General features: G+C 62.2%; 21 protein-coding genes and 1 pseudogene. 13 read left to right on the top strand and 9 right to left on the bottom strand.

The window, feature by feature from the left end; translation table 11 throughout:
* Nucleotides 1-238: 238 nt before the first annotated feature.
* Complete coding sequence (locus tag PPL01S_RS09110; protein ID WP_016395031.1) at nucleotides 239-982, bottom strand: tellurite resistance TerB family protein; 744 nt, start codon at nucleotides 980-982, stop codon at nucleotides 239-241.
* 168 nt (nucleotides 983-1150) lie between these two features.
* On the opposite strand from PPL01S_RS09110, the gene PPL01S_RS09115 reads away from it, so the two are divergent.
* The gene (locus tag PPL01S_RS09115; RefSeq protein WP_016395030.1) at nucleotides 1151-2014 is read left to right on the top strand and encodes a serine hydrolase domain-containing protein; all 864 of its coding nucleotides are present in this window, start codon (nucleotides 1151-1153) and stop codon (nucleotides 2012-2014) included.
* A gap of 442 nt (nucleotides 2015-2456) precedes the next feature.
* On the opposite strand, the gene lhgD is transcribed toward PPL01S_RS09115, so the two are convergent.
* Nucleotides 2457-3683 carry an L-2-hydroxyglutarate dehydrogenase gene (gene lhgD / locus PPL01S_RS09120; RefSeq protein ID WP_028624888.1) on the bottom strand — a complete coding sequence of 409 codons (1227 nt, stop codon included), beginning with the start codon at nucleotides 3681-3683 and terminating at the stop codon, nucleotides 2457-2459.
* A gap of 55 nt (nucleotides 3684-3738) precedes the next feature.
* Nucleotides 3739-4725 carry a glutarate dioxygenase GlaH gene (gene glaH, locus PPL01S_RS09125; RefSeq protein ID WP_016395028.1) on the bottom strand — a complete coding sequence of 329 codons (987 nt, stop codon included), beginning with the start codon at nucleotides 4723-4725 and terminating at the stop codon, nucleotides 3739-3741.
* Nucleotides 4726-4890: 165 nt separating this feature from the next.
* Between glaH and csiR the strand changes: the two genes are divergently transcribed.
* The 7 genes and pseudogenes from csiR to PPL01S_RS09160 all read left to right on the top strand — a co-directional run.
* On the top strand, nucleotides 4891-5583 hold the full coding sequence (gene csiR, locus PPL01S_RS09130; RefSeq protein WP_016395027.1) for a DNA-binding transcriptional regulator CsiR: 693 nt from the start codon (nucleotides 4891-4893) through the stop codon (nucleotides 5581-5583).
* Between the two features lie 181 nt (nucleotides 5584-5764).
* A complete protein-coding gene (locus tag PPL01S_RS09135; RefSeq protein WP_028624886.1) occupies nucleotides 5765-6319 on the top strand; it encodes a helix-turn-helix domain-containing protein in 555 nt (184 codons plus the stop codon).
* A 27-nt stretch (nucleotides 6320-6346) separates the two neighbouring features.
* Nucleotides 6347-7693 (top strand): glutamine synthetase family protein, encoded by a 1347-nt coding sequence (locus PPL01S_RS09140; protein WP_016395025.1) that lies wholly within the window; start codon nucleotides 6347-6349, stop codon nucleotides 7691-7693.
* Between the two features lie 88 nt (nucleotides 7694-7781).
* Nucleotides 7782-8555, top strand: coding sequence for a gamma-glutamyl-gamma-aminobutyrate hydrolase family protein (locus PPL01S_RS09145; protein WP_016395024.1), 774 nt, complete (start codon nucleotides 7782-7784; stop codon nucleotides 8553-8555).
* A gap of 70 nt (nucleotides 8556-8625) precedes the next feature.
* Nucleotides 8626-9984, top strand: a complete 1359-nt coding sequence (locus tag PPL01S_RS09150; RefSeq protein ID WP_016395023.1) for an aspartate aminotransferase family protein — start codon at nucleotides 8626-8628, stop codon at nucleotides 9982-9984.
* Between the two features lie 123 nt (nucleotides 9985-10107).
* Nucleotides 10108-10662, top strand: coding sequence for a helix-turn-helix domain-containing protein (locus PPL01S_RS09155; RefSeq protein WP_028624885.1), 555 nt, complete (start codon nucleotides 10108-10110; stop codon nucleotides 10660-10662).
* A gap of 82 nt (nucleotides 10663-10744) precedes the next feature.
* Nucleotides 10745-10927: pseudogene (locus tag PPL01S_RS09160) on the top strand (DUF1329 domain-containing protein); the annotation flags it as partial.
* Nucleotides 10928-10999: 72 nt separating this feature from the next.
* On the opposite strand, the gene PPL01S_RS09165 reads toward PPL01S_RS09160, so the two are convergent.
* The 3 genes from PPL01S_RS09165 to PPL01S_RS09175 are packed head-to-tail and all read right to left on the bottom strand — an operon-like array spanning nucleotide 11000 to nucleotide 17743.
* A complete protein-coding gene (locus PPL01S_RS09165) occupies nucleotides 11000-12520 on the bottom strand; it encodes a T6SS phospholipase effector Tle1-like catalytic domain-containing protein (RefSeq protein WP_028624884.1) in 1521 nt (506 codons plus the stop codon).
* A 36-nt stretch (nucleotides 12521-12556) separates the two neighbouring features.
* On the bottom strand, nucleotides 12557-14260 hold the full coding sequence (locus tag PPL01S_RS09170; protein WP_028624883.1) for a hypothetical protein: 1704 nt from the start codon (nucleotides 14258-14260) through the stop codon (nucleotides 12557-12559).
* 42 nt (nucleotides 14261-14302) lie between these two features.
* Entirely contained in the window at nucleotides 14303-17743 is a 3441-nt protein-coding gene (locus PPL01S_RS09175; RefSeq protein WP_028624882.1) for a hypothetical protein, read from the bottom strand.
* 349 nt (nucleotides 17744-18092) lie between these two features.
* Here PPL01S_RS09175 and PPL01S_RS09180 point away from each other — a divergent pair, with 349 nt between their 5' ends.
* Nucleotides 18093-18713 carry a LysE family translocator gene (locus PPL01S_RS09180; RefSeq protein ID WP_028624881.1) on the top strand — a complete coding sequence of 207 codons (621 nt, stop codon included), beginning with the start codon at nucleotides 18093-18095 and terminating at the stop codon, nucleotides 18711-18713.
* 70 nt (nucleotides 18714-18783) lie between these two features.
* Here PPL01S_RS09180 and PPL01S_RS09185 read toward each other — a convergent pair whose 3' ends face one another.
* Both PPL01S_RS09185 and PPL01S_RS25070 read right to left on the bottom strand, forming a co-directional pair.
* Nucleotides 18784-19089: an RcnB family protein gene (locus tag PPL01S_RS09185; protein WP_016395016.1), complete on the bottom strand. Its 306-nt coding sequence runs from the start codon at nucleotides 19087-19089 to the stop codon at nucleotides 18784-18786.
* The gene (locus tag PPL01S_RS25070; protein ID WP_144062904.1) at nucleotides 19079-19288 is read right to left on the bottom strand and encodes a hypothetical protein; all 210 of its coding nucleotides are present in this window, start codon (nucleotides 19286-19288) and stop codon (nucleotides 19079-19081) included. Before PPL01S_RS25070 ends, PPL01S_RS09185 begins: the two co-directional genes overlap by 11 nt.
* A gap of 113 nt (nucleotides 19289-19401) precedes the next feature.
* On the opposite strand from PPL01S_RS25070, the gene PPL01S_RS09190 reads away from it, so the two are divergent.
* On the top strand, nucleotides 19402-19791 hold the full coding sequence (locus PPL01S_RS09190) for an NUDIX hydrolase (RefSeq protein ID WP_016395015.1): 390 nt from the start codon (nucleotides 19402-19404) through the stop codon (nucleotides 19789-19791).
* 112 nt (nucleotides 19792-19903) lie between these two features.
* On the opposite strand, the gene PPL01S_RS09195 is transcribed toward PPL01S_RS09190, so the two are convergent.
* Nucleotides 19904-20818: a LysR family transcriptional regulator gene (locus PPL01S_RS09195; protein ID WP_016395014.1), complete on the bottom strand. Its 915-nt coding sequence runs from the start codon at nucleotides 20816-20818 to the stop codon at nucleotides 19904-19906.
* Nucleotides 20819-21024: 206 nt separating this feature from the next.
* Between PPL01S_RS09195 and PPL01S_RS09200 the strand changes: the two genes are divergently transcribed.
* From PPL01S_RS09200 to PPL01S_RS09210, 3 genes are all read left to right on the top strand, one after another.
* Nucleotides 21025-22047, top strand: a complete 1023-nt coding sequence (locus PPL01S_RS09200) for a zinc-dependent alcohol dehydrogenase family protein (protein ID WP_028624879.1) — start codon at nucleotides 21025-21027, stop codon at nucleotides 22045-22047.
* A 488-nt stretch (nucleotides 22048-22535) separates the two neighbouring features.
* A complete protein-coding gene (locus PPL01S_RS09205; RefSeq protein WP_028624878.1) occupies nucleotides 22536-23900 on the top strand; it encodes a hypothetical protein in 1365 nt (454 codons plus the stop codon).
* The gene (locus PPL01S_RS09210) at nucleotides 23900-25261 is read left to right on the top strand and encodes a GntR family transcriptional regulator (RefSeq protein WP_028624877.1); all 1362 of its coding nucleotides are present in this window, start codon (nucleotides 23900-23902) and stop codon (nucleotides 25259-25261) included. Before PPL01S_RS09205 ends, PPL01S_RS09210 begins: the two co-directional genes overlap by 1 nt.
* Nucleotides 25262-25275: the final 14 nt, after the last annotated feature.

The raw sequence follows: 25275 nt of genomic DNA on the forward strand, positions 1-25275 counted from the left end.
GCCAGGCTCGATAGCTGGCTGCGCATCAGTCGAGGCTGCCCTGGTGCGCGAAACGCGCCCCCAGAAAATCCCCTCATTTGGGGGATATTGGGTCATCAGTCACTCGAATGGGTGTGTTGCAGGGGCTCAGACAGAAAGTGGCTGGGGAGGGCGGTGGACCGATCAGGTCGCGAACGATCAACCCAGCTCGATCTTCGCGATGCCGTCCTCCTCTTCGAGCCTGTGCAGCGACTGTTGCTCAGGCGGCGCCCTTGGCCTGCTGTTCCAGGTGCGTCTGCAAGGTCGGGTCGATTTGCAGTGCGCTGGCCAGTTCGTCAAGGTAAGCCCGCTCGGCGTCCTGCTGGTCATCCACCAGCATCACGCTGGCCAGGTACATCTCCGCGGCCATGGCCGGGTCCTGGGCCGACTGGGCCACCTCGGCAGCATCCAGTGGCTTGCCGACTTCCTCATCCAGCCATTGCTGCAGTTGCGGGTCGTCGGTATGACGTTTGATTTCAGCGTAGATCAGCTGTTCTTCCTGCTGGTCGATGCGACCGTCAGCCTTGGCTGCCGCAATCAGCGCGCGCAAGATGGCATGGCTGTGATCCTCGGCCTCGGGGCCGGACAATTGATCGACCGTGCGCACCGCCTGTTGCGGGGCTGCCGCCTGGCTGCGCTGCCAGGCCTGGTAGGCCTGGAACGCCATCATGCCCAAGGACGCCAGGGCCGCGTAATTGGTGCCACCGCCGGAACGACCTTGGGTATAGCCCCCAGCGCTGCCGCCACCGCCGCCACCGCCGCCACCACCCAACAGGCCGCCCAGCAGATCACCCAGGCCACCGCCACCACCGCCGCCACTGGATGCACTGCCGCCGCCGAGCAGACCACCGAGCAAGCCGCCCAGACCGCCCAGGCCGTCTTGCGATGACATGCCGCCGCCTTGTTGCGCTTGCGAGCCCTGGCCGGCCCGCAGTAACTGTTCGAGTAGATCGCTGGTGTTCATGGCTCCGTCCTCGGTCGGTAGTCGTTGCCCAGACAAGCAACGATAGCCCCGTCAAGGCGATCTGCCATGACCGTCTGGCCGACGGGAAATCCGTTCATCCCGGCGAACAGAAAGTGAATGCGATATCGTGTGGCGCATCGTCATCTTCTCGACTCGCCAAGGACGCCGATGCCCAGTTCCCTCATCGTAAAGGGTCAATCCCGAACACTTGATCGTACGGAGCTGACCGTACCCTGGTGGAGCTTCACCAAGACAGTCCTGGCAGCCACCGCGCTGACGTTGGTGCGCGATGGCCTGGTTGCACTGGACGACCCGGTTGCTGGTCAGTCTTTCACGTTGCGCCAGCTATTGCGGCACGAGGCCGGGTTCGCCGATTATGGCGAACTTGCGGCGTATCACGCCGCCGTGGCCAACGGTGAACCTGCCTGGCCAGCCAATGAAATGATGCAACGCCTGGAAGGCGATCGGCTTCGCTACAGCCCTGGCACCGGTTGGCGCTATTCGAATGTGGGTTACCTGCTCGTTGGCAGGCTCATCGAACGCCTGACTGACCTGACGCTCGATGATGCCGTGAGCCAGCGTGTCCTCGCCCCGTTGGGCCTTTCTGACGTTCGCTTCGCCAAAACGCGTGAAGACCTGCACGCCCCTTCGAACTATGACCCCGGCTGGGTCTACCACGGCTTGCTGATCGGCCCGGTATCCCAGGCGGCGCTGTTGCTGGATCGACTCTTCAGCGCAAACCTGCTCCCCACCACCTTGCTCCAGCAGATGCAGGCAGCACGGGCATTGGGCGGCCCGATTGCCGGGCGCCCATGGGTCACAGCGGGTTATGGCCTGGGTGTGATGAAGGGTTCCATCGACGGCGGGAGGGTGCTGTGCGGACACACAGGCTGCGGGCCTGGCAGTGTGATTGCCGTCTACCGTGCCTGCGATGCCGAGGCCTCGGCCTGTTGCGCCGTTTTCGAGGCAGGCGCAAGTGAAGGTGAGGTTGAAGCCCAGGTTGTCGAGCAATTGATGCTGGCTCTGTGCTGACGGCACAATTTCCTGTGGGAGCAGCGGTGAACTGGCCTAAGATTCTGGACACCTTCATCGAGCGCCATGATGGCGCCGATACACGGACATCTCTGCCGAAGGAGTCACACCATGTCAAAGCTCTATCCCAGCATCGATCCTGAGGGCCTGGTCGAGTACTCCGTCCGACTTCCAGACCTTCCGCATCGGGCTGTTCGGACTGGAAAAACTGCGTAATATCGAGCGCACGGTCAGCACTCTCGCACACGCACTGGACGAGGTGATGGACAGTACCCGTTGATGCAATCCGACAGAGCTCGCCGATCTTGGCGAGCCACTGTCTTGCTCAATGCCCAGAAGCTGTCGCCCGCCGCCCCCTCTGTGGGAGCCGGCTTGCCGGCGAGAGGCCTGACCTGCAGTCAGCAACCATCACAGGCCCCCAGAGCCCGACTCCCACGCGTGCTCAAGCCACCTGCACAGTTGTTGTCTTCAGGTCACTGCCCACCTGCTCCCGAACCTTGGACACGATATACGCCCCGATCGGAATGGCCGAGGTCGCCGCCGGGGAGGGCGCATTGCAGACGTTCACGCTGCGGGCCGTGTTGACGAACAGGAAGTCGTCGATCAGCTTGCCTTCGTTCGACACCGCCTGGGCACGTACGCCGGCCGGGTAGGGCATGAGGTCTGCCTTGTTCAGGCTCGGGCAGTACTTCTGCACGGTCTTCAGGTAGGCACCCTTGAACAGCGAGTTCTTCATCTCGATCAGCCCCGGGCGCAGGTTGTCCCGCAGCACTTTGCGGATGCCGCGGTGCCCGAGCATGCTGCCCAGGTCGCTCAAGGAAATATCCGACTTGCGATAACCCTCGCGCTTCATGGCCAGTACCGCATTCGGCCCGACAGTGACGGTGCCATCGATCATGCGGGTCAGGTGCACGCCCAGGAACGGCATGGACGGGTCCGGGATCGGGTAGATCAGGTGGTTGACGATCTGGTTGTGCTCCGGTGGCAGCAGGTAGTACTCGCCACGGAACGGGCAGATGGTGAAGCTGGGCTGCACACCGAGCATGCGCACCACCCGATCAGCCATCAGGCCCGAGCACGACACCAGGTAGCGGGTGGTGTAGGTGCCACGGTCAGTCTCGACGACAATCGAATCGGCCTGCTCGGCCAGGCCGGTGACCTCGGTGCCGAACTGCACGGTGCCGCCTTTCTTCTGAAATTCCTTGCTCATCTGCGCGGCCACGGCGGCATAGTTCACGATGCCGCTGGAGGGCACGAAAATGCCGCCCAGGCCAACGATATTGGGTTCGCGTTCGTGCAGTTCGCCGGCCGACAGCCAGTGGCGCTCCAGGCCATTGGCTGCGGTGCGTTCCCACAGGGCACGCATGCGCTCCATCTCCAGGTCGTTGGTGGCGACCAGCAGCTTGCCGCATTCGTCATAGGGAATGCCGTGCTCATCGCAGAAGCGCTTGGTGGCCTTGTTACCCTCCAGGCAGAACTTCGCCTTCAGGCTGCCGGGCGTGTAGTAGACGCCGGCGTGGATCACGCCACTGTTATGGCCGGTCTGGTGCTGCGCCGGGCCGCTCTCCTTTTCCAGGAGCAGCATGCGTGCCTGCGGGTACTGGTCGGCCAGTTGCATCGCCGTCGACATGCCGACGATACCGCCCCCGATGATCACGAAATCGTACATGGTTCTGTTCCTTGCCGATGGCCGCGGCGCTCAAGCGCCGAGGCCATCGCGCACATTAGTTGGAGGTCTGGCCGCGGTGATGTTGCATTTTCGGGAAGCTGATGTAGCCACGCTGGCGCATCAGTTCGCGACGCAGGCCAGGGTGCGCGACGAAACGGTCACGGCCATGCAGCCAGAACAGGTTGTTGATCAGCAGGAACGAACCGACCGCGACCGGGATCGACACCTTGCTCGCGCTGTTCTCCAGCGACTCGCCCAGCTGGAACAGCCAGGTGCCTTCCTCGAAGTTGTCCGGCTGCACGAACTGGTCGATGTAGCGCATGGTCGGGCGGCCCACCGAGTCGGTGTCGAACACGGCGTGGAACACGTCCTCGCGGGTGTTCTTGCTTGGCGGTGCGGTCCAGCGCATCACGCGGCGGGCCAGCGGGTGCTTGTAGTAGGTGTCCAGGTCAGCCCAGTCGTCCAGGTGCTGCAGCAGCGAGTTGCCGCCTTCCATGTTCTGCTCGTCGATCTTCATCATCAGCACGTAGTCGGTGATCTGATTCACGAAGGTGCCGTCGTTGTGCAGTTCCATCACCCGGTGCGGCTGGCGCAGGTAGCTGTCGGAGTTGTCGATGTTCTCGACCACGAAGCGCGCATAGAACTGGCCGCTCATGGCATCGAAGTTCGAACGGCCCAGCAGGTGGGCCACGGCGGTGGAGAGTTTCACCATGTCTTCAGCCTGGGCCACGGTGTCCAGGCCCTCGGGTACCACCAGCAGGCCCCCGGTGCTGCGGTCGAGCAAGGTGTTGACGATGACCGGGCGCAGGGTGCCCTGGCAGATGTCATCGAGGATCTTGCCCACCTGGAAGCGCAGGAACGACTTGTACTCCAGCGCCTGTACCGGCCATTGCGCGACGGCGGCGACAAAGGCATCCACCGTTTCCTTGCTCAAACGCAGCTCCAGCAGACGGTCGGACTGCGGCGTCGATTGCAGGGTGAAACCTTGCAGCAGGGCAGGTTGTTCAAGTGCGGGCATATCGATATGGGTGATGGCGTTCATGGCGGTTCCTGGGATCAACTGGTCAAGTGATGGCGCCAAAATATCGCTGAAATCTTAAAATGTCTACATTTTAGTGAAACGTAATAATTAAATGAGTTTGTTAACGTTCTGCGTTGCCGGGTGGAGTTGGGTATGATGGGCGCGCCTAGCAAGAGAACCCCCTGGATGGACCTGACAGATCTCGCTGAAACCGCCTCCGATGCCGCCTATTCGCGCTTGAAGACCGACATTCTCCGCGGCGTCTACCGCCCCGGTGAAAAGCTGTTGATGAGCGCCTTGAAAGACCGCTATGCCGTCGGCGTGGGGCCGATGCGCGAGGTGCTGGCGCGGCTGGTGGGCGAGCGGCTGGTCAGCGCCATCAACCAGAAGGGCTACCGGGTGGCGACCATGTCGCTGGACGAGATGGTCGATGTCTATAAAGCCCGGGCGCATCTTGAGGCCTTGATCGTCGGGCTGGCGGTGGAGAAGGGCGATGAAGCCTGGGAGGCGTCCATCGTCGCCTGCTCGCACACGTTGTCGAAGGTGGTCGAGCTGCACACCCCGCAGGAAATGGTCGATATCTGGGATGCGCGGCACAAGGCGTTTCATAACGCCATTGCCAGTGGCTGCGGCTCCAGGAGCCTCTTGCAGGCGCGGGCGTTTCTCCAGGACCAGGCCGAGCGCTACCGGCAGATCTGGCTCAAGCGCACGGTGCTGTCCGAAGAAGCGTTGCGGCTCAAGCGCGAAGAGCACGCCGAACTGGTCAGCACCATTCTCGGGCGCGATGCGGCCAAGGCCAGCAAGATGATGCTGGAGCACTTGATGACGCCGGTCCCGATCATCACCCGCATCATCGAGCGCGAAGCCGGCATCCTCTAGCGTTGCTGTTCCTGCCTGGCGCGAGCCTTCGCGCCTGATATCACCCCCTGATCACCCTGATGGCGAGCGCTGGATTTCATCCAGCGCTCGCTTTCGTGTGTCCGCGCTGCTTGACTCGTGAAAATATTCATGTATTTTTTCATGAAAAATAAGTTCAATAATTTCACGGCGGTGCTGAGCGATGACGTTGCACGAAGAGGTCGAAGCCCTGGCGATCCTCATTCACGACCTGCGCAAGTTCAAGAACCTGACGCTGGGCGAACTGGCCGAGCGGGTGGACCGTTCGGTGGGTTTTCTTTCCCAGGTCGAGCGGGGTGTCTCGCGCCCCACCGTGGCTGACCTTACCGCCATCAGCGAAACACTCGGCGTTTCGACCGCGTACTTCTACAACCTGAGCAAGCCCCGCGAGATCAGCTGGGTGACGCGCCCCCACGAGCGGCGCACCTTGTACTTGGCCTCGGGCATCACCGATGTGCTGGCCTCACCCACCATCGCCGGCGCCTTCTCGATGCTCGACAGCCGCCTTGAGCCAGGTGCGACCAGTGGCGAGCAGTACCTGAGTGACCGTTCGGAGCAGGGCTGTTTCGTCCTCGAAGGCGAACTGACGGTCTGGCTGGACGACGGCGACGCCGTGACCCTGCAGGCCAACGACAGCTTCCAGCTGCAACCCCACGCGCATTTCCGTTACGCCAACCTGACGGACAAGCTCACCCGCGTGCTCTGGGTCTTCAATTGAATTCGTTCACATAACAAGGACAAGAAGATGAGTGTCATCTTTCCGGATCTGTTGACTGAAGTACGCGCTTTCCGAGCAGCCCACCCTGAGGTGCGCTATGTCGACCTGATTGCCCTGGATATTCCCGGGCACTTCTATGGCAAGCGCTACCCCATGGACATGCTGGAGAAAGTGGCCGCGGGCACCCCGCTGAAATTGCCACAGAACTGCGTATTGCTGGGCACCCAGGGTGGCCTCTACCCGATTGGTGACTACTGCTTTGCCGACGGTGACCCGGATGCGCCACGGCGCCTGGTGCCGGGTACCTTGAAACCGGTGCGTTGGGAAAAGGAAGTGATCGCGCAGATGCTGATCACCTCGGACGGTACCGCCAAGCCTATCGAGTTCGAGCCCCGTGAAGTGCTGGCGCGGGTCATCGAGCGCCTTGCCAAGCGTGGCATCCGCCCGGTGGTGGCCTTTGAACTGGAGTTCTACCTGTTCGACCGCAAGCTCAAGGACGGCCTGCCGCAGTTCCCACGCGATGGCGCGACCGACGATGAAGACGACCAGCCGAACATGCACATCGAACGGCTGTCGCGCTTTTCTTCCGTGCTGCACGAGATGGTCGACGTTGCCAATGAGCAGGGCGTGCCGGCGAACGTCATCACGGCCGAACTCGGTCCTGGCCAGTTCGAGATCAACTTCTCCCATAGCGATGACCCGCTGAGTGCGGCGGACTGGTCGGCGCTGTTCTGCCGCAGTACCCGCGGCGTGGCGATGAAACATGGCCACCGCGCAAGCTTCATGAGCAAGCCTTACCTGGACGCCCCGGGCAGCGGGATGCATGTGCATGTCAGCCTCTACGACAACGAGGGCAACAACATCCTCGCCGGCCGTGAGCAGCGCAACTTGCGCCATGCCGTGGCAGGTTGCCTGGAGCTGCTGCCGCACTGCATGCCGATCTTCGCCCCCAACCACAACGCCTATCGCCGCTACGGTGCCATGGTCAACGCGGCAAGCCGTGCGAGCTGGGGCTTCGAAGACCGCGATGCGTGCATCCGCATTCCCGAGTCCGACCCGCGCAACCTGCGCATCGAACACCGCCTGGCCGGCGCCGATGCCAACCCGTACCTGGTGCTGGCAGCGATCCTGACCGGGATGGAACATGGCCTGGATCGGGGCGTCGAGCCGATTGCACCGTTGAACGACAACCGCCAGAGCGGCATCGACTTCCCCAAGGACGCCCTCGGCGCCGTGGCCGCCATGCGCCACCACCCGGTGGTCAACGAAGGGCTGGGCAGTGAGTTCGTGATGGTCTATTGCGAGAACAAACGCCAGGAACAACTGGATTTCCTGAATGAAATCAATGCGCGTGAATATCGCTGGTTCTTGTAAGTAGCGATGTTCAAGCCATAAGCGCTGCACCCTCTATCCACACGTTTGACCCTAACTTGCAACAGTGATTTGCCGGAGGATGATAGATATGCCACGTGTGCCAGTTATCGGCATCACCGCATGCACCAGCATGATCGAGCAGCATGCGATTCAGAAAATCAGTGAGAAGTACGCGCGCGCTGCCGCCACTGCGGCGTGTGGTTTGCCTATCGTGATTCCCAGTCTCGCTGAGTTGATGGATACCGCCGACATACTCGACACGGTGGATGGGCTGATCTTTACCGGCTCGCCGTCCAATATCGAACCGTTCCATTACAACGGCCCGGCCAGTGCACCGGGCACCCATCACGACCCCCTGCGCGATGCCACGACCCTGCCGCTGATGCGTGCGGCCATTGCCGCGGGCGTGCCGGTGCTCGGCATTTGCCGTGGTTTCCAGGAAATGAACGTGGCACTGGGCGGCACCCTGCACCAGCACGTGCATGAGACCGGCACCTTCATGGACCACCGTGAAGGCAAGGATGAGCCCGTGGACAAGCAATATGGCCCGCGCCACAAGATGCATATCCAGCCCGGCGGCCTGATGGACCGCATGGGCATACCGCCGGTCATCGACGTCAATTCCATTCACGGCCAGGGCATCGATGTGTTGGCCCCCGGGCTCAGGGTGGAAGCCATTGCGCCGGATGGCCTGGTGGAAGCGATCTCGGTTGCAGGCAGCAAGGCATTTGCGCTGGCCGTGCAATGGCACCCGGAATTCCAGGTCATGGACAACCCGCATTACCTGACCATGTTCCAGTCGTTTGGAAGAGCCTGCCGGCAACGTTCGGTATTGCGCCAATTGATGTTGAAGTCGGCCTGAATACTGGCCGCCTTTTGGATAAAAAAGTTTCCCCGCAGTTCGACTGCGACCATTTGATGGAGATAGACCGATGAGTGAAAAGAATTCGCAGACTCTGGCCTGGCAAGCGATGAGCCGTGACCATCACCTGGCACCGTTCAGCGATGTCAAGCAGCTGGCCGAGAAAGGCCCACGCATCATCACCTCGGCCAAGGGCGTGTACCTGTGGGACAGCGAGGGCAACAAGATCCTCGACGGCATGGCTGGCCTGTGGTGCGTGGCCGTCGGCTATGGCCGTGACGAGCTGGCCGAGGTGGCCAGCAAGCAGATGAAGGAACTGCCGTACTACAACCTGTTCTTCCAGACCGCGCACCCGCCCGCGCTGGAACTGGCCAAGGCGATTGCCGACGTCGCCCCGCAAGGCATGAACCACGTGTTCTTCACCGGCTCCGGCTCCGAGGGCAACGACACCGTGCTGCGCATGGTTCGCCACTACTGGGCGATCAAGGGCAAGAAGGAAAAGAAAGTCATCATCGGCCGCATCAACGGCTACCACGGTTCCACCGTGGCAGGCGCGGGCCTGGGCGGCATGAGCGGCATGCACGAACAGGGCGGTCAGCTCCCGGACATCGTGCACATCCCGCAGCCGTACTGGTTCGGTGAAGGCGGCGACATGACCGAGGCCGAGTTCGGCGTGTGGGCGGCGCAGCAGCTGGAGGAGAAGATCCTGCAGGTCGGCGTGGACAAGGTCGCCGCCTTCATCGCCGAGCCGATCCAGGGCGCGGGCGGCGTGATCATCCCGCCGTCGACCTACTGGCCGAAGGTCAAGGAGATCCTCGCCAAGTACGACATCCTGTTCGTCGCCGACGAAGTGATCTGCGGTTTTGGCCGTACCGGCGAGTGGTTCGGTACCGACTACTACGACCTCAAGCCCGACCTGATGACCATCGCCAAGGGCCTCACCTCCGGCTACATCCCCATGGGCGGCGTGATCGTGCGTGATGAAGTGGCCAAGGTGATCAGCGAAGGCGGCGACTTCAACCACGGCTTCACCTATTCCGGCCACCCGGTGGCGGCGGCGGTGGGCCTGGAAAACCTGCGCATTCTGCGTGAGGAGAAGATCATCGAGCAGGTTCGCGAACGCACCGCACCCTACCTGCAACAGCGCCTGCGCGAGCTGGCCGACCACCCGCTGGTAGGCGAAGTGCGTGGCCTGGGCATGCTCGGCGCGATCGAGCTGGTGAAGGACAAGGACACCCGGGCCCGTTACCAAGGCAAGGGCGTCGGCATGATCTGCCGCCAGCACTGCTTCGACAACGGCCTGATCATGCGCGCCGTGGGTGACACCATGATCATCGCACCACCCTTGGTCATCAGCCTCGAAGAAATCGACGAGCTGGTGGAGAAGGCCCGCAAGTGCCTGGACTTGACCTATCAGGCAATCCGTTAAGGGCAGGGCACCTCGGCAGGGGCGCATTTGCCCTGCCGAGGTGCCTGCAGGTCACGCGCTTGATTTGTGCAATTATTCAGGTATTTTCCATGCCAATAATTCCGCAATGACTGGTCGCGCTTGATCATGGTTCACGAAGAAATTGAAGAGCTGGCCACACTGCTTCGCGACCTGCGCAAGTTCAAAGGCCTGACACTGGGCGAGCTGGCACAACGCATCGGCCGTTCGGTGGGCTTTCTCTCCCAGGTCGAACGCGGCGTGTCGCGCCCGACCGTGGCAGACCTGACAGCCATCAGCGAAGCGCTCGGCGTATCGACCGCCTACTTCTATAACCTGGACAAACCCCGCGACCTCGAGTGGGTAACGCGCCCGCATGAGCGGCGTACGCTGCACCTGGCCGGGGGCATCACGGATGTGCTGGTATCGCCCACGATCACGGGGGGGTTCTCCATGCTCGACAGCCACCTCGAGCCAGGAGCCACCAGCGGCGAGGAGTTCCTCAATGACAGCTCGGAGCAGGGCTGCTTCGTGCTCGAAGGCGAGCTGACCGTGTGGCTGGACGAGGGCGAACCGGTGACGCTGTACGCCAATGACAGTTTTCAGCTGCAATCCCACGCCAGTTTCCGTTATGCCAATTTGACCGACAAGCCGACGCGGGTGTTGTGGGTATTCAATTGATGCTGCTGCACTAAGCACCACGCCGGGGAACGCCATCTGCCCGTCGGCGCGGTAGTAGCCCTTCATCACGTTGGGCCCGCGTAGCTACAAGCTGGCGAGCAAGTCGTTGAAGTACGCCGACTTCCTCAAGGCAGGCGCCATCGAGCCGCAGTACGTGCGCTACGAGAAGCACCGCGTCTGGGTGGTCGAGGCAACCCTCAAGCCCGGCGCTCGGCACGTCTATGGCAAGCGGCGCTTCTACCTCGACGAGGACACCTGGCAGATCGCGCCCGAGCTGCTGGAAAAAGTTTGCAGGTAGGCCCGTTTCCATCGCGCTTGGCCATGCGCGCCGAACGCATCACTTCACTGTCAGCGCGACGTGCCCTCGATTGTTGCCATAGCAGTTCCACGCATCATTGGCGTAGGCGTAGAGATACCCTGACCGTTTTGGTGTGTAGGTGCGTTCCTTGCCGATCTCGAATATTTCAGGCTTGATCAGATATCCCTTGGCGTCGACCCCATCGCCGTTGGCGATCGCCCCGATCAGGCTGAACCAGGGGAACTGTTCATGGCGCTTGGTGAAACTGAAGTTGGCATCGTCGTTCCTGAACAGCTTGCTGTACCAGGACTCCACTTGCCCGACTGCGCTGGCCACCAGTTGGGCGACCTCCGCCGGCTGGAAATTACCGTCATTGGTGCCAGCCGGGCCGCACTTGATCGAGCTATCGAGCCATTCCCCGGAGGCGCTGAAGCGATAGGTGCGGCCGGCCTCCAGCCACAAGCCCGTTTCGTTCCAGAGGATGCGAGCGGAAATGTCGATCACCAGCGGCAGCGGCGGCGAGATGAGGCGCGATTGCCGGTAAGGGTGTTGGGTGATGGGCGGGTCGTCCTGGCGCTTGAGCGCGGTTGCATGAAAGCTGGCCTTTTGTGCCTTGAGGTTGGGGATGCTGCGCGGCTGCGTGGGCAACAGGCTGAACACGCCATCGCAGGAGTCATGCATCATGTCGTGGAAGTCAGGATGAATCTGCTTGATGGTCTTGGGGTTGAACGCCAGGCCACAGCGCGACGCTTCGTCGATCATCCACTTCAAGGCGCCGTCAGCCAGGCCGTTTTCGCGGTAGCCGCCGCCCACGTCGCAATGCACGCCGGGGAACCACAACTGTTGCACATCACAGTTTGCGGGCACGTCTGTCCACAGGGTGGGCTGGAAGGAGGCACGGCGCTCGTCCATCGCCAGGGCATGACGGCCCGTCTGCACAGAGGCGTGGAAGGCGGTGTCGTGGAAGGTGTAGCGATTGCGGTCATCGAGCAGGTTGAGCAAGGCCATGTCGTCCGGTATGCCCAGTGCGCCGACGGTGTCCCACACACCGATGAAGCGGATTGGAATGCTGGCGCCTTTGGCGTTATGGAATTTCCAGCCCAGCTTGATCCAGTCGTCGCGATCTTCGAGTTTGCGTCGGTAGCCGAATTTCATCAGGCGGTCGAGGCGTTGCCAGACCTCCGCTGCTTCCAGGTCGGCGATCTTCAGCAAGCCGCAACTGTTGATCAGCCCGCTGAGGCTGCGCACGGTGTAGGCACCGCGGCTGAAGCCGAACAGGTAGATGTCCATGCCCGGCGCGTAGCTATAGCAGAGCTTCTGGTAGGCGCTCTTGATGTTGTCGTCCAGCCCCGACCCCGTGCCGCCGCCCAGCGCCTTGTCCCACCATTTGCCGGAGGTGCCGACACCGGGGTGGTAGTACTTTTCCTGATGGGCGCCGGTGGCGTCTTCGTCCGCCACGGCGTTGTGCAGCCTGACCACGTTGGTGGGTGCCGGGACACCCTTGTCCAGTTGCTCGGGGGTGTTCCAGGTGCCGTCGCAGCAGATCACGAGGTTGGGCATGGGAGCGTCCTCTGTTCGGGTTGAGAGTGTGATGACCTAGGCATGTATCCAGAACGCACTTTCGGCAAATTGTTCGCCGTTCCACCAATTGGCATTGCCGGTTGCATATTCGAAGTTGCGCGCCCCTGCCTGGCTCTGCAGCGGCGCGACAACTTCGCCGGCGGCACCGCGCCGGGCGCTGTGGGTGGCATCCTCGGGCACCACCGCGACGATGTGCCCGGAGCGGCCATCCTCCTTGCGCCGGGCAACGATCAGGGCCACCGCGCCCTGGTTGGCGGCCTGCTGCAACTTGCTGAGGGTGCCGGTCTGCCGCCAGCCGAATTCGCTGCCGAAATCGCGCAGCCAGCGGAACAGGTCGTTGGCCCGCATCTCGGTGATCGTGGCGCCGATCAGCGGGGCGACTGCCTTGCCTTGCGCCAGGTCCAGCAGCGCCTTGGCCGTCCACCAGGTGCGTGGCAGGTACACCCCGGCGAGGTAGCAGTAATCGTGGCAGTAGATGTTGCAGAAGGTCAGACCGTCATGGGGCTGGTAGCGCTTGTTGGCGGGATTGTCGACGCCCAGCCATTCGATGATGGTGGCCAGTTCGGTGCGCAGCGCCTGCGGCGTGTCGCCCTGGCGTTGCGGTTGGCCGCGTTCGTTCAATGAATGCGCTCCAGCAGGCGCGGTGCGTCGGGTGACCTGGTTCGGCTTGTGCGGCATGTATACCGCGACGATGCCAGTGGAGGGGTTCGTGGGGGCGGGCAGGGTGACAGGCACATCCTCGATCGATTCATCCGCAACCAGGTACTTCTGGGCGACGAAGCCGTGCAGCAAGGCGCCGAAGAGCGAGGTTTCGATTTCCCGGAAGCCGTTCTGCGCACGGCTGCCGACAGCACGAACCGGATGGCCGTCGGGCAGGTTGCCGATGACGTTGGCTTTGGACGGTTCGCTGATGCGCGGTTCACTACGCACGCGCAAGGTGCTTTCGCGGGTGTCCACCCGCAGGAACGCACCCGTGGCCGACAGCGTGCTCGGGGGTGGCAACAGCGCAAGGCCTGGCGCAGCAGGCGCAAGCAGGGGAGGCGCACCGTCCGGGGTGACGGTATGGGCGAGCTGGATGAAGTCGAGCAAGTTCTCGCCGTAGAACCGTTTGCCATCGAAGAAGCCCTGGCGCAGCCCCTTTTTCGGATTGAACCCGCCAGTGTTGTAGGCGATGCCGACCGATGCCAGTTGCAGGTCGCTCAGCGATTGCGCCTTGGATAGCCCCAGTGTCGTCAGGCCGCGCTTGAGTTCCTCCAGGCAATGGTCGAGCGCACCGTCGAACTGGGCGTAGCGCTGGTCGAGAAAGTAGTCGGGATCGTCCTTGAAGAACTGCAGGTCGCGCTGGAAGATGCCGAAGCCGTGGCAAAACTTGTTCTGCCGTTTCGCCACGGGAGCGAAGCCTTGAACGTGCTGGGCCATTTCGACGAGTGACTGGTGGGCGAGCTCGAACATCTCCTGGCCGCGCGGAGCGGCCAGCAAGGCGGCCTTGTCTCTGGGAAAGGCCTTGCGGCCCTTGTCGGCATCGAGCGTGTCGCCGACGCACAGCCGCAATACCTCTGCTTCCGGAAGGTCGTGGCGCAGGGTCGGCCAGATCTCGCCCGACTCCTGGCAGGCGATGGCGGTCAGGAAGTCCACGGTCAGCGGGGTACCGACCAGGGCAGGTTGCAAGCGGTTCTGGAAGTGCGACTTGAACCATTTGACATCGTTTGCAGTGGGCATGATGAGCTCCTCTGCCGGCCCGCAGGCCGGCGTGTGGGTGCATCAGAACTTCGCGTAGTTCAACGCATCGACCAACGCCGAGCCACCGATGCCGGTCAGCGACAGCAGCAGTGCGCGTACCACCGGCTCGTCGGCATAGCGGGAGAAGGCGCCGGTGTTCAGCGCCACGATGCGTTCGCGAATCAGGCGGAACTTGGCGGACAGCGGTTCTTCGCCGGCGATTTCAAGCAGGTATTGGTCGATGCGTTGCAGGCCGAGCGTTCTGGCTTTCTCGGCCGACCGGCGCAGGGAAAGTGCCGAAAAAAGCAGGATCAGCCCCGTCAGCGTGAAGGTGATGATCATCCCTGGCGGGGTGGGCCAGTTGTCGAAGTAACTGCTGCGGGAAACGATCAGGATCAGCAGCACGATGGTTGGCGCGTAGATCAGGCGGCTGACGGCGGCGGTGCGCTTGGCGATCAGGTTCAGGCCGAACCATTCGTCGATGCTGGGGTGTGCGGCCTTGTGCAACGAATGCTGGTGGTTGCCGAGAAACAGGGATTGCTCCCGACGCAGCTTTCTTGGCCAGTGCCAGTGCTCTTCACTGAGCTGACGTATAAAGCCGGTCAGCAGCCAGTTGGCATCTATTACCCAGAAAACCAGCAGGTTGAAGGCCAACAAGGAAGGTAACCAAGTCCACATTCCCAACGACAAGTTGCCCCGTATGGGCGTGCCGGCGAAGGGCCATATCACGAACAGCAGGCTGGTGAGTACCACGAAGACCCAGCAGCTCAGGGCCGCGCGTAACAACCTGGCCCCGAAACTTCCGCAAATGCGGTGCTCGCGCCAGTACCACGCCAGCCTCCTGGGGCGTGGGTTGGTTGGAGTGTCGGGGGAGAGCGGCAGGAATACATGGTGTATCCACAGACCAAGCGCGTCGAACAAACGGTTGAATGGCCGTAGTTTGCCATCTCGGGTCAGGTGCCGAAGTTGCTGCCATAACCCGGCCGGAAATTCGCTCGAAATGGGGCGCAGGCGATATTCACGCTCGATTTCCTGGCAGTTCACACGCAGGCTGCGCGCTCCCCATAGCACTGCGCTGATCGATATGAGCACCGCGAGCAAGCGCAGGGCCAGGGTCGGCCAGGCACTGATGCCTTCCAGGAGGAACATCGGCTCACCCAGGCCATTTTCGGTCAGGCTTCTGCGTTGCTGGTAGGCGCATAGCAATGCCAGGATGAAAACCACCAGCGGTACCAACACATACCAGGCATTGGCGTCGAAGAGGCCGCGGGCCGCAACACCGGTTCGGTCGATGCTGGTCGTGTCCTGGGCCCGACGGTTGAGGATGGAGCCGATCAACCCCAGCACGACCAGGCCGAAGGTGACCCAAAGCATCTCGACCAGCCAGAAGCGCATGGCGACCCACGCAGTCAGCGCAGCCGCGCCATACAGGGCTGATGGTATCCATGCACTCAATCCCACGCGTTTCTCGCCTCTGCTGCAGCCCCACCAACTCAGTGACAGACCGAGTATCACCAGGATCAATGTCAGCGGGCCCGCCTGGAACAACGACAACGTTCCATGCAACCGGTCTTGCTGTGCCTTGGAAGGGTCTGGATAAATCGGCGGCGAGGGATCCTGCAGGCAACGCAAGGCCATGATGTCCTGCGGGCGAATATACGTGCCCTGGGCAGAAACATTGTCCAGAGGCGAGCAGTCTGGCGGGCGTCGCTTGGTGGAGCTGCTGTCGAGCGGTATGAAGCCGCTGATGCCGACCTCGTAGATGCTCGGCGACAAGATGCCGGCCTTGCTGAAATTGAACTTCGATTTTTTGGCATGGAACGGCTCGGGCGCCATCGCTGCCAGTACCGAGACGAACACTGCGCTCTGCAGGCTGTCGCGAAACGGTGGCATTTCCTGTTGCAGGGCACGGGTCAGTGTCAGGCCATAAGGCGATGCCAGTATCAGGTTCCGCGTTACCTGGGATTGCTCGCTTTGCAGCATGCGCGCATCCAGATCGGTGGAGAAATACAACTTGTTCGGCATGCTGCTCTTCAGCGCCTGCAGCACCAGCAGCTTGTCGTAGGTATCCAGGCCCAGCACGCCGATGGCACCGATGCCGTTCTGGCCGGCAGCGAGGAAGGCCTGGTCCTGCATTTTTATGTGATCGGCGAGACGTCGCAGGTAGTCCAACTGCGAGTTGCCGTCCGATTTCTCCTCCGGGCCGAGTTCGATCGGGCGATTCTGCTTTTCGGTCTTCTGCTCGGTCTTGGCGATGGTGTCCTCGGGTAGACGGCCGTCCAGGCCACGCAGGTAGCTGTAGCGCAGGACCCATGGGTCGACCCGGTACTCGTCCAGCGGTGGCAGCGATGGTCGTTCGCCGATCCTGATGCGGAAACTTTCGATCAGAGCGCGGCTATAGAAACTGTCCCATTCGGAAACCAGGGCAATGCGATTGGCGTTATGCCAGTTGGAAAAGCACAGGCTTTCCTTCTCCTCGGTGCATCGGGCGCCTGTCGCTGGGTCGACATTGCGCAGCTTGAGTTCGTCCAGCAACAGATGGGCCATCATGGTGTCGTCGCTGATCGTGCGTACCAGCTTGAGGTCCCTTGGCGACGTTTGCTCATCGTGGTCTTGCGTGTAGTAGCTGCCCACCAACAGTGTTTTGTCTGCCGTCGCCAAGGGGGAATAGATTTCGATGTTCTGCCAGAACTGCGCCGGTTGGTTTTTCCCATGCTCGATGGGCTCGCCTGTGGTGCTCAGGCCACGACGTGCATAGGCCTCTTGCAGATACATGCTGCGCAGCATCGCGGAGTCGGCAGGGCCAATCACCTTCAGCGTGTCGCTGCTCGAACTGTCGCTCAATGCCGTTCGTAAGTTATTCAGCTCCCCTAGCGGATCTTGCGTTGCCGAATTCTTGGCGAGCACATCCTGTTTGAGCCAGAGCAGCCTCACGCGCCCTTCAGGTGCCTGTCTTGCGCTGTCGCGCGGGTAGGCTATCAGCGGATCGGCGATGAAATCCTCGTAGGGGACTTCCACATCCGCTGCTTGCGGCTCTGCTGCAAGTTCCAACGGGTTGGATTTCATGGCCAGACACCGCACATGCTGCTCGTCCTCAGGCACCAGTCGAGCGCTCTTCAGACCCGCCAGAATGGCATAGCGCATCCGCCGTCGAAGCTCGACGGTTTCGGCATAGGCGCCATCTTCCACCAACGCCACGATCAGCTGAGCGGGTTTCTGGGGTCGAGCCTTGGAACATGGCGTCGGCGGTGGGGTGTCGGTCAGGGCCTTGACACGTTTGCGGTAACGCTCCAACGCATCGAAGGGGTCTTGCCACAGGCGGGCTTCGATAGTGGTGTGCGGCTGGAACTGGGCACCTTCGGGGCGCGTTTCCAGAAAGGGGGCGCGCGACAGGGCAAAGGCAGAAACGACAAGGCTCAGTATCAGCGCACTGCCAGGCAGCCAGACGGCATAGTTACTCGTCGAATTGTTGTTGCTGTCCATGGTGCATTACCTGAATCAGGTCGCCCTTGGCACAGGAGCGGGACCGGATCCAGAAGCCACGAACAGCGGCTTGCACTACGTCGATGGGGTCGGACGTGCGGAGCGGCAGACATTGGACTCTGCTGAGAGAGGCTGGCAAGTTCAATTCTAGAAAGTTCAGGCGAGCTGGCAAGTTGCCATTTTAGTGCAGAGTCTGATTTCTGATGTTCGGTATATTTCTGGTCGCTAAACAGCGCAAAGTGTATCAGTGAAGTTACAGCCGAGTTGGGCTGCAGTCCCTGTCAGCAATCCGAAAAGTGCGTAGACCCTCCGTGCTACGCTGCGTCCAGACCCTGCGAGATACGAACCCATGTCCATCGCCGACAACCTGATCGCCTTCACCCTGGCCGCCACGCTCCTGACTCTGACCCCGGGGCTGGACACAGCCCTGATCCTCCGGACCTCTGCAACAGAGGGCCGCCAGCAGGGCCTGCGTGCTGCCCTGGGCATCAATGCCGGCTGCCTGCTGTGGGGCGCCGCCGTCGCCTTCGGCCTCGGCGCCCTGATTGCCGTTTCCGAACTGGCCTATGACGTCCTGAAGTATTGCGGCGCAGCCTACCTGGCCTGGCTCGGCATCAACATGCTGCTGCGCCCGCGCCATTCCATGGCAGCGACCGCTGCCAATGGCCAACTCGCTCGCAACTGGTTCCTCAAGGGCATGATGGGCAACCTGCTGAACCCCAAGGTCGGGATCTTCTACGTGTCGTTCCTGCCCCAGTTCATCCCGCAGGGGCAGCCGCTGGTGGCCTGGACCTTCGGCCTGGTCGGCATCCACGTGGTGCTCGGGTTGCTGTGGTCCATGGCGTTGATCGGTGCGACAGAGCGCCTGGCCGGCGTGTTGCGCCGCGAGAAGGTCATCACGTGGATGGACCGCACGACTGGCCTGGTCTTCGTCCTGTTTGCCGCCCGCCTGGCCCTGAGCAGGCGCTGAACCGCACGATACGGGTCAGCCCAGGACCTGGCGTCGATAAGCGAGGGGCCTGCGCTTGCCAACGCTTGAGTCAGGACGCTGAGCGGATGGCGAGGACCACGCCGTTGGTGATCTGCACCAGCACATAATGGTCGCCCATGCGCACCCAGTGGCTTTCTTTCTCGGGGGCTGGCAGGCCTTTGGCTTTCCAGTCCTTCACAGCCTGGTCGTCGCGCTTGTATTGATCGGGCGCCTTGTCGCCGACCTTGATTTCACGGTTGTGGGTTTGCGGGGCGGTGATGCTTTCTTCAGTCGAGGGCGCAGCTTTGGTAGCTTGATCGAGCGGGCAATGGAGGTCCTTCTCGTGACCATGCTCGGGGTCGTGCTCATCGAGCATTGGGACTGGCGGGCATTGCCGGTCGCCCTAGCGCTTTTCCTGCCACTATTTCATCAGGGGGTTGCGGCTGCGCCGAGGCTGGAACAGGCATCCGATACAGGAAGTGCTCTTCAGTCTCGAAGACGCACTGTTTCAAAAAATCGGCATTGACCAGAGAGGAACCCAGGCTGTTCGGCACCGGCAGCAGATCGTCAGCCATGGGCAACTTGAACCTAACGATCGCAACGACAGTCATCTAACCGACACAAGGACACTCTAATCTCGGGAAGGAACCTGCCGGATCCAAGCCAGTCAATTACAAAAGGGCAGCGCATGAAGGCAATGGACACTGCAACAGCCAAGCGAAAAGGCATCAAGCTGCGCGCCACGATCATCTACCGCAAAGACGGTGAGGTCTTGTTTGTTCGCAAACGCAACGCCAAGTGGAACTTGCCAGGCGGACGCGTTGAGCGAGATGAGACGCCGCTCGAAGCGGCTATGCGAGAAATGGCCGAGGAAACCGGCCTTGCGTTCGATGAGCTTCGCTACCTCACGATGTACCGGGAAGACAAGGTCATCCACTACCTGTTCGAAGCCCGCAAGGCAGACGATAAACCGCGCCCCCGAAACGAGATCGAGGCTTGCCGTTGGATCAAGGCCAGGGATGTGTCGAAGCGCCGAGTGCGACGCCCGATCAAGACGATCCTCAAGCGCTGCGCCTGATCAGATCGGTCAGTGCCTTGGTGACGACTTTCCGTTGTCACCTGAACCGTTCGTTTCAGGGCCGTCGTGGTCCTGTCCAGACCCGCCACACCACACTGTCCAGCCAGGCCGGTCAAAGACTGTCGGGATCCCCGAAGAACATTTGAATCCGCGACCGCAACCACCGCTCCGCCGGGTCATTGTCCTGTGCCCCTCGCCAGGCCATGTGCAGCTCGAAACTGCGCACCTCAAGCGGCAGCTCCTCGGCACGCAACCCCCCGGCCGCAGTCAGCGCATCCGCCGTGTAGTCCGGCACCGTGGCGACGATATCGGTCCCCGCCAGCAGGCTTCCCAGACCGTTGAACTGGGGCACCGCCAGCACCACGTGGCGCTTGCGACCGATTTCCTCCAGCGCCTCGTCGATGAACCCGGACAGGTCGCCGGCGAACGACACCAGCGCATGCGGGCGGGCGCAGAAATCGTCGAGGGTGATGCTGCCCGGCACGCTGTCGGCGCGCAGCAGCTTGGGCATGCTACGGCGCAGCACCTTGCGCTTGGCGTTGGCCGGCAATTCGTTGGTGTAGCTCACGCCCACCGAGATTTCCCCCGAAGCCAGCAGGGTAGGCATGAGCAGGTAGTTGACCCGGCGCACCACCAGCACGATGCCTGGCGCCTCGGCGCGGATGCGCTTGAGCAGCATCGGCAGCAAGGCGAACTCGGCATCGTCCGACAGGCCGATGCGGAACACCGCGTTGCTGGTGGCCGGGTCGAATTCGGCGGCGCGGCTGACGGCGGTGGAAATCGAGTCCAGTGCCGGGGAGAGCAGGGCGAAGATCTCGTGCGCGCGCGCCGAAGGCTCCATGCTGCGACCGGTACGCACGAACAACGGGTCGTCGAACAGGTTGCGCAGGCGCGACAGCGCCGCACTGATCGCCGGCTGGCCAAGGAACAGCTTCTCGGCCGCTCGGGTCACGCTACGCTCATGCATGAGGGTTTCGAACACGATCAGCAGGTTGAGGTCTACGCGACGCAGGTCGTTTCGATTCATCGGTGCGTTTCGCCTTAAGTGGGGCAGGGGTGAATATTAAGGCCAAAGGCTGTTACCCTGCACCGATTTCCGGGGGCCAATGCACAGGAATGTCAGGTGCCCAATCGATGACAGGCATGTCGACTATTAACCGCCACTGATGGTCTAACGGCCAAAGCCCGGATAAAGTTCGTGGTAATACGAGGTTCACACAGGCGAGGTATGCGATGTCCCGCATGATCCGTTTCCACAAGTTCGGCGCTGCCGATGTGCTCCGTTGCGAGGAGCAGGCCGAACCGTCCCCTGGCGTTGGCGAGGTACAGATTCGCGTAGAGGCGATCGGCGTGAGCTGGTACGACGTGCTTTGGCGGCAGAACCTGGCACCGTCCCAGGCCCGCCTGCCGGCCGGGATCGGCAGCGAGATGGCGGGCGTGGTGATGGCGGTCGGCGAGGGTGTCGAAGATATCGCGGTCGGCGATCGGGTGGCCAGCTTCCCGGCCGCCAGCGCCAACGAGCATCCGGTGTATGGCGACGTCATCGTCATGCCGCGCACGGCAATCACCCGTTATCCGGACGTGCTCACGCCGATCGAGGCCAGCGTGCACTACACGCCGCTGCTGATCGCCTATTTCGCCTACGTCGATCTGGCCCGTGCCAAGGCCGGGCAGACCGCTCTGGTGACTGACGCCAGCCACTGTGCCGGCCCTGCGTTCGTGCAGCTGGGCAAGGCGCTGGGGCTGAAGGTGTTCGCCGCCACCAAGGAGCCCGAGCAGCGCGAGTACCTGCTGGGGCTGGGGGCGGACAAGGTGATCGTCACCGAAGAGCAGGACTTGCTCATGCAGGTCGGCAAGTACACCGAAGGCCGCGGTGTGGACATGGTCCTCGATGGCATGGGTGGTCCGCAGATGTCGTTGCTCGGCGATGTCCTGGCGCCGCGTGGCAGCCTGGTGCTGTATGGCCTGCAAGGGGGCAACCAGACGCCGTTCCCGGCCTGCGCGGCGTTCCAGAAGAACATCCAGCTCCATGTGCATTGCATCGGCAACTTCACCGGCAAGCCGGAATTGGGCATCAGTCAGGATCAGGTGGCCTTGCAACGTGCCTTGCGCGATATCAATCAGTTCACCGCCGATCAACTGCTGACACCGCAGATCATCAAGGTGTTTCCGTTCAGTCAGGTGGTCGAGGCTCACCGCTGCATGGACGAGTGTCCCTGCGGTGGGCGGGTGGTGTTGGACATGGCGCAGTCCTGAGAAAGTGACAGTGCAAGAAGAACCCGGGCAGAGCCCGGGTTTTTTCTGCCTGAAATATAAGAAAGTTCCCACGGCGTAAGTTCAATATTCCCATTGCTCTTTCGAGTTAGACTTATTTTTCAATTCGTTTTCTCCCGGGCGACTTCCTGTTTTGGAATTACGTAAGTGAATGTGTTGGAATTTTCCGCAGACTGAATGGTTTTTTTACCGCCATCTGTATCTTTTATTCATTCGGCGACGATTGATAATGGCGTAATGACAGTTAACGCAAGGAGCGTGTGATGGAGAAGGGGAGGCCCCGCGCTGGGTCGAGGTGCCAAGTGGTAGGTGCGCGAAGGGGATCTTTCTTCTCGATGGCTTGGCGACAGCGTTTCGCTACTTCAGTTTTTTACAAATAACTATAGGAAATTTCTCCTGTCGATTTCGCCGCGCCGTTGTTCATGCGAACAATACGGTGCGGTGCATGACTGAAGCGGTGAGGTAATCCCGTGAGCCATATTCACGATCAGGCTATGCATTACATCTACCAACAAGTGCTGGAGCGTTTGCTCGCCCATATGACGCAACCTCAGCGCGCCTCGCTGCAATTGCTTATCCAGCGTTTGCTGGTGGCGGCCGGAGGCCCGGACTACATCGGTACTTTCAGGTTGCTGGTGATACAGGGCGGCGATAACCGCAGCGCCCGCTTGCTCGCGATCTTGCGGGCGGCGCAGTTGAGCATCGCCTTGCGCGCACCGGTGACTTTCCAGCTGGAGGTGCGGGTAGTGGGCGTACCGGCACTCAGCAGTGCCCTGCTGGAACACCATCAGCGCAGTTTCGATGCCCTGTTCATGCATGACGACCCGCGAGTCAACTTGCAGATGGTCATGTCGGGGAGCGTGGAGCCTTTCAATCGTAACGTCGGTGCTGGTGAGCCCTGGGCACTGGCGCGCGATGCCATGTTGCTGTTCGGGCACTTGATCGACCCGCGGCCTGAAGCGCTGCTCGGCAGCCGCCTGCACCTTGAGCTGGCGGCCGCGGTGGGGTTGGCGTGCGACGGCCAGCCCTGTGCAGATGCGCTGGTGACCGCCATGCCCGCGAAGCAAAGGCGCCGCTACCTGGCCTGGGCTCGCCGGGGCTTGCGTCTGACAGGGGGCGCCGGCCCGGTCAAGGTGACCCCCTGCGTTGCGGCCTTGGCCGATCGATTGAGCGAGTTGCACGGGCTGGCCGGCCTGCCGGTTGGCGAGCCCGAAATGCCTGACCACGAGCAGCCCGATGAAGCAGTGATGCGGCTCTTGTCCATCGATGATCTTTTGCCCCAGCTGCTGGATGAAGGCGCGCTTGATCGGATGATGGAGCTCAAGCTCGAGCCTGCGCATGACGCCACACCGCTGGCTGCCTATCTGGATCCCGTGGCATTGGCGCAGCTGCGGGCGTTGTGTTCGCGCTGCCTGGCGCCTGCTCGTGCGCGGGAGGCATTGCGGCTGCAGGATCAAGGAGCGTCGAGCGCGCAGCACAGGCCACAGTCGGTGCGCTTCTCTCAGGTGCATGGCGCCGACCAGGCCCAGCTCATCTGCATGCTCCATGGTCCGTTCGCCGACCGCGGGCGGGGGTTGGAGCGCTTCCTGCAGTGCCGACACCCCGACATGCTGGTGGCATTGCCGTACCTGCACCGTGCGTTGCAAGGCAAACCTTGCCCGGATGCGGTCAAGAACTGGCTGATCAATACCAGCGGCCTTGCGCTTCGACATTTGCGGGCAATCTACGGCGGGCATCTTCAGCACGGCACTCGGCGGCTGCTGGCAGGGCTGGCGCGGCGCGATGTGCAGCTGCGCTTGCTGGACCGCCCGGCAGGCCGAGAGGCGTCGCGCTGATGGGGCGAGAGTTCGCCTACCACAAGGTGTATCGCTACCTGCAAGCGTTGATCGACCAGGCAGAGCGGGGTGGCGAGCCGCGACTGCCTTCGCTGCGGGCTCTGGCCCGGCGCCTGCGGGTGTCTCTGGCGACTGTTCAGGCGGCTTACAGCCTGCTGGAAAATGAAGGCCGGGTGCGCTCGGTGGCGAAATCCGGATACTTCGTGCAACCCAGCGTCAAGCTGGGTGGGGCTCGCCTGGGCCGTTGTCTCGAGCCTGTGCTGCCAAGCCTTGAGCGCACGCTGTTCGCGCACGAACGTCGCCTTGCGCGCCAACGTGCCCAAGCCTTGCCAGTGCCACCGAGCATCGCCGGCGCGCGTCTTCGCGAGGTGCTGGCGCAGCGCTATAGCCGTTCGGGCAGCCAGCCTTGGAAGCCGGAACATGTGCACCTTGGCCCTGACGTACAGGCATTGCTGGAAACGCTGCTGGCGGTATTGGCGCTGCAGGGCGGCATGGTCCTGGTGACATCACCCTGTTGCTGGCGCTTGCTGCAGGTTTTGCAGCGCGCTGGCATGCAGGTGCTGGAAATGCCTCAGGGCAGCCATGGCGGTTTCGACCTTGGCAGCCTGGCACAGCTACTGGAGCAGGGTTCGGTGCGCATGCTGGTCATGCCCTCGTGCCTGGGCCTGCCCGGGGGGCGCATGATCGTGTCGCACGATCAACAGCAAGTCGCCCGGCTGCTGGCGCGACAACCGGTTTGGCTGCTTGAGAACGACCTGGACAGCGAACGCTGTTTCAACCCGCCTGGCGCGCGCTTGCGTGACTGGGTCGATCAACGTTGGTTGCTGGTGCTGGGCTCGCTGGAAGCCGTGGTTGGCGCCGAGGCACCCTATGCCTACGTGCTGGGCCGGCATCCGGCGCTGGGCGAAGCGTTTGACCGGCGCGCCTACCAATTGCCGCCGTTGCGCCAGCAGGCCCTGGCGCAGATGTTCGCCAAGGGTGAAATCGACGATCACCTGAACCGCCTGCGCGTGGATCAATCACTGCGCATGCGACAGTTCTGTCAGCAGTTGCAGGTGCACCTGGGAGGCCAACTGGACTTTGCCATGCCCGAGGGCGGCAATGCCGTGTGGGTGCGCTTGTTGCAGCCTGTCCCCGTGGATCGCCTGGTGGCGGCGATGGCGGGTACCGCCTTGGCAGTCATCGCCGGCGCACGGTTCAGCGTGCAGGGACGTTACCAGCACTGCTTGCTGCTGACCTGGACGGGGCACGGCTCAGCTGCGCTGCGCGAGGCGCTGTGCCGGCTGGGCGATGCCTTGGCGCAGGACGGCGGGCGCCATTCGTCGGCAGGGTTGATTGCGCTCGGGCAAGGCGAGCAGTGACGCTTGCCAGTGCT

Source organism: Pseudomonas plecoglossicida NBRC 103162 = DSM 15088 (assembly GCF_000730665.1).
GTDB classification, from domain to species: Bacteria; Pseudomonadota; Gammaproteobacteria; order Pseudomonadales; family Pseudomonadaceae; genus Aquipseudomonas; species Aquipseudomonas plecoglossicida.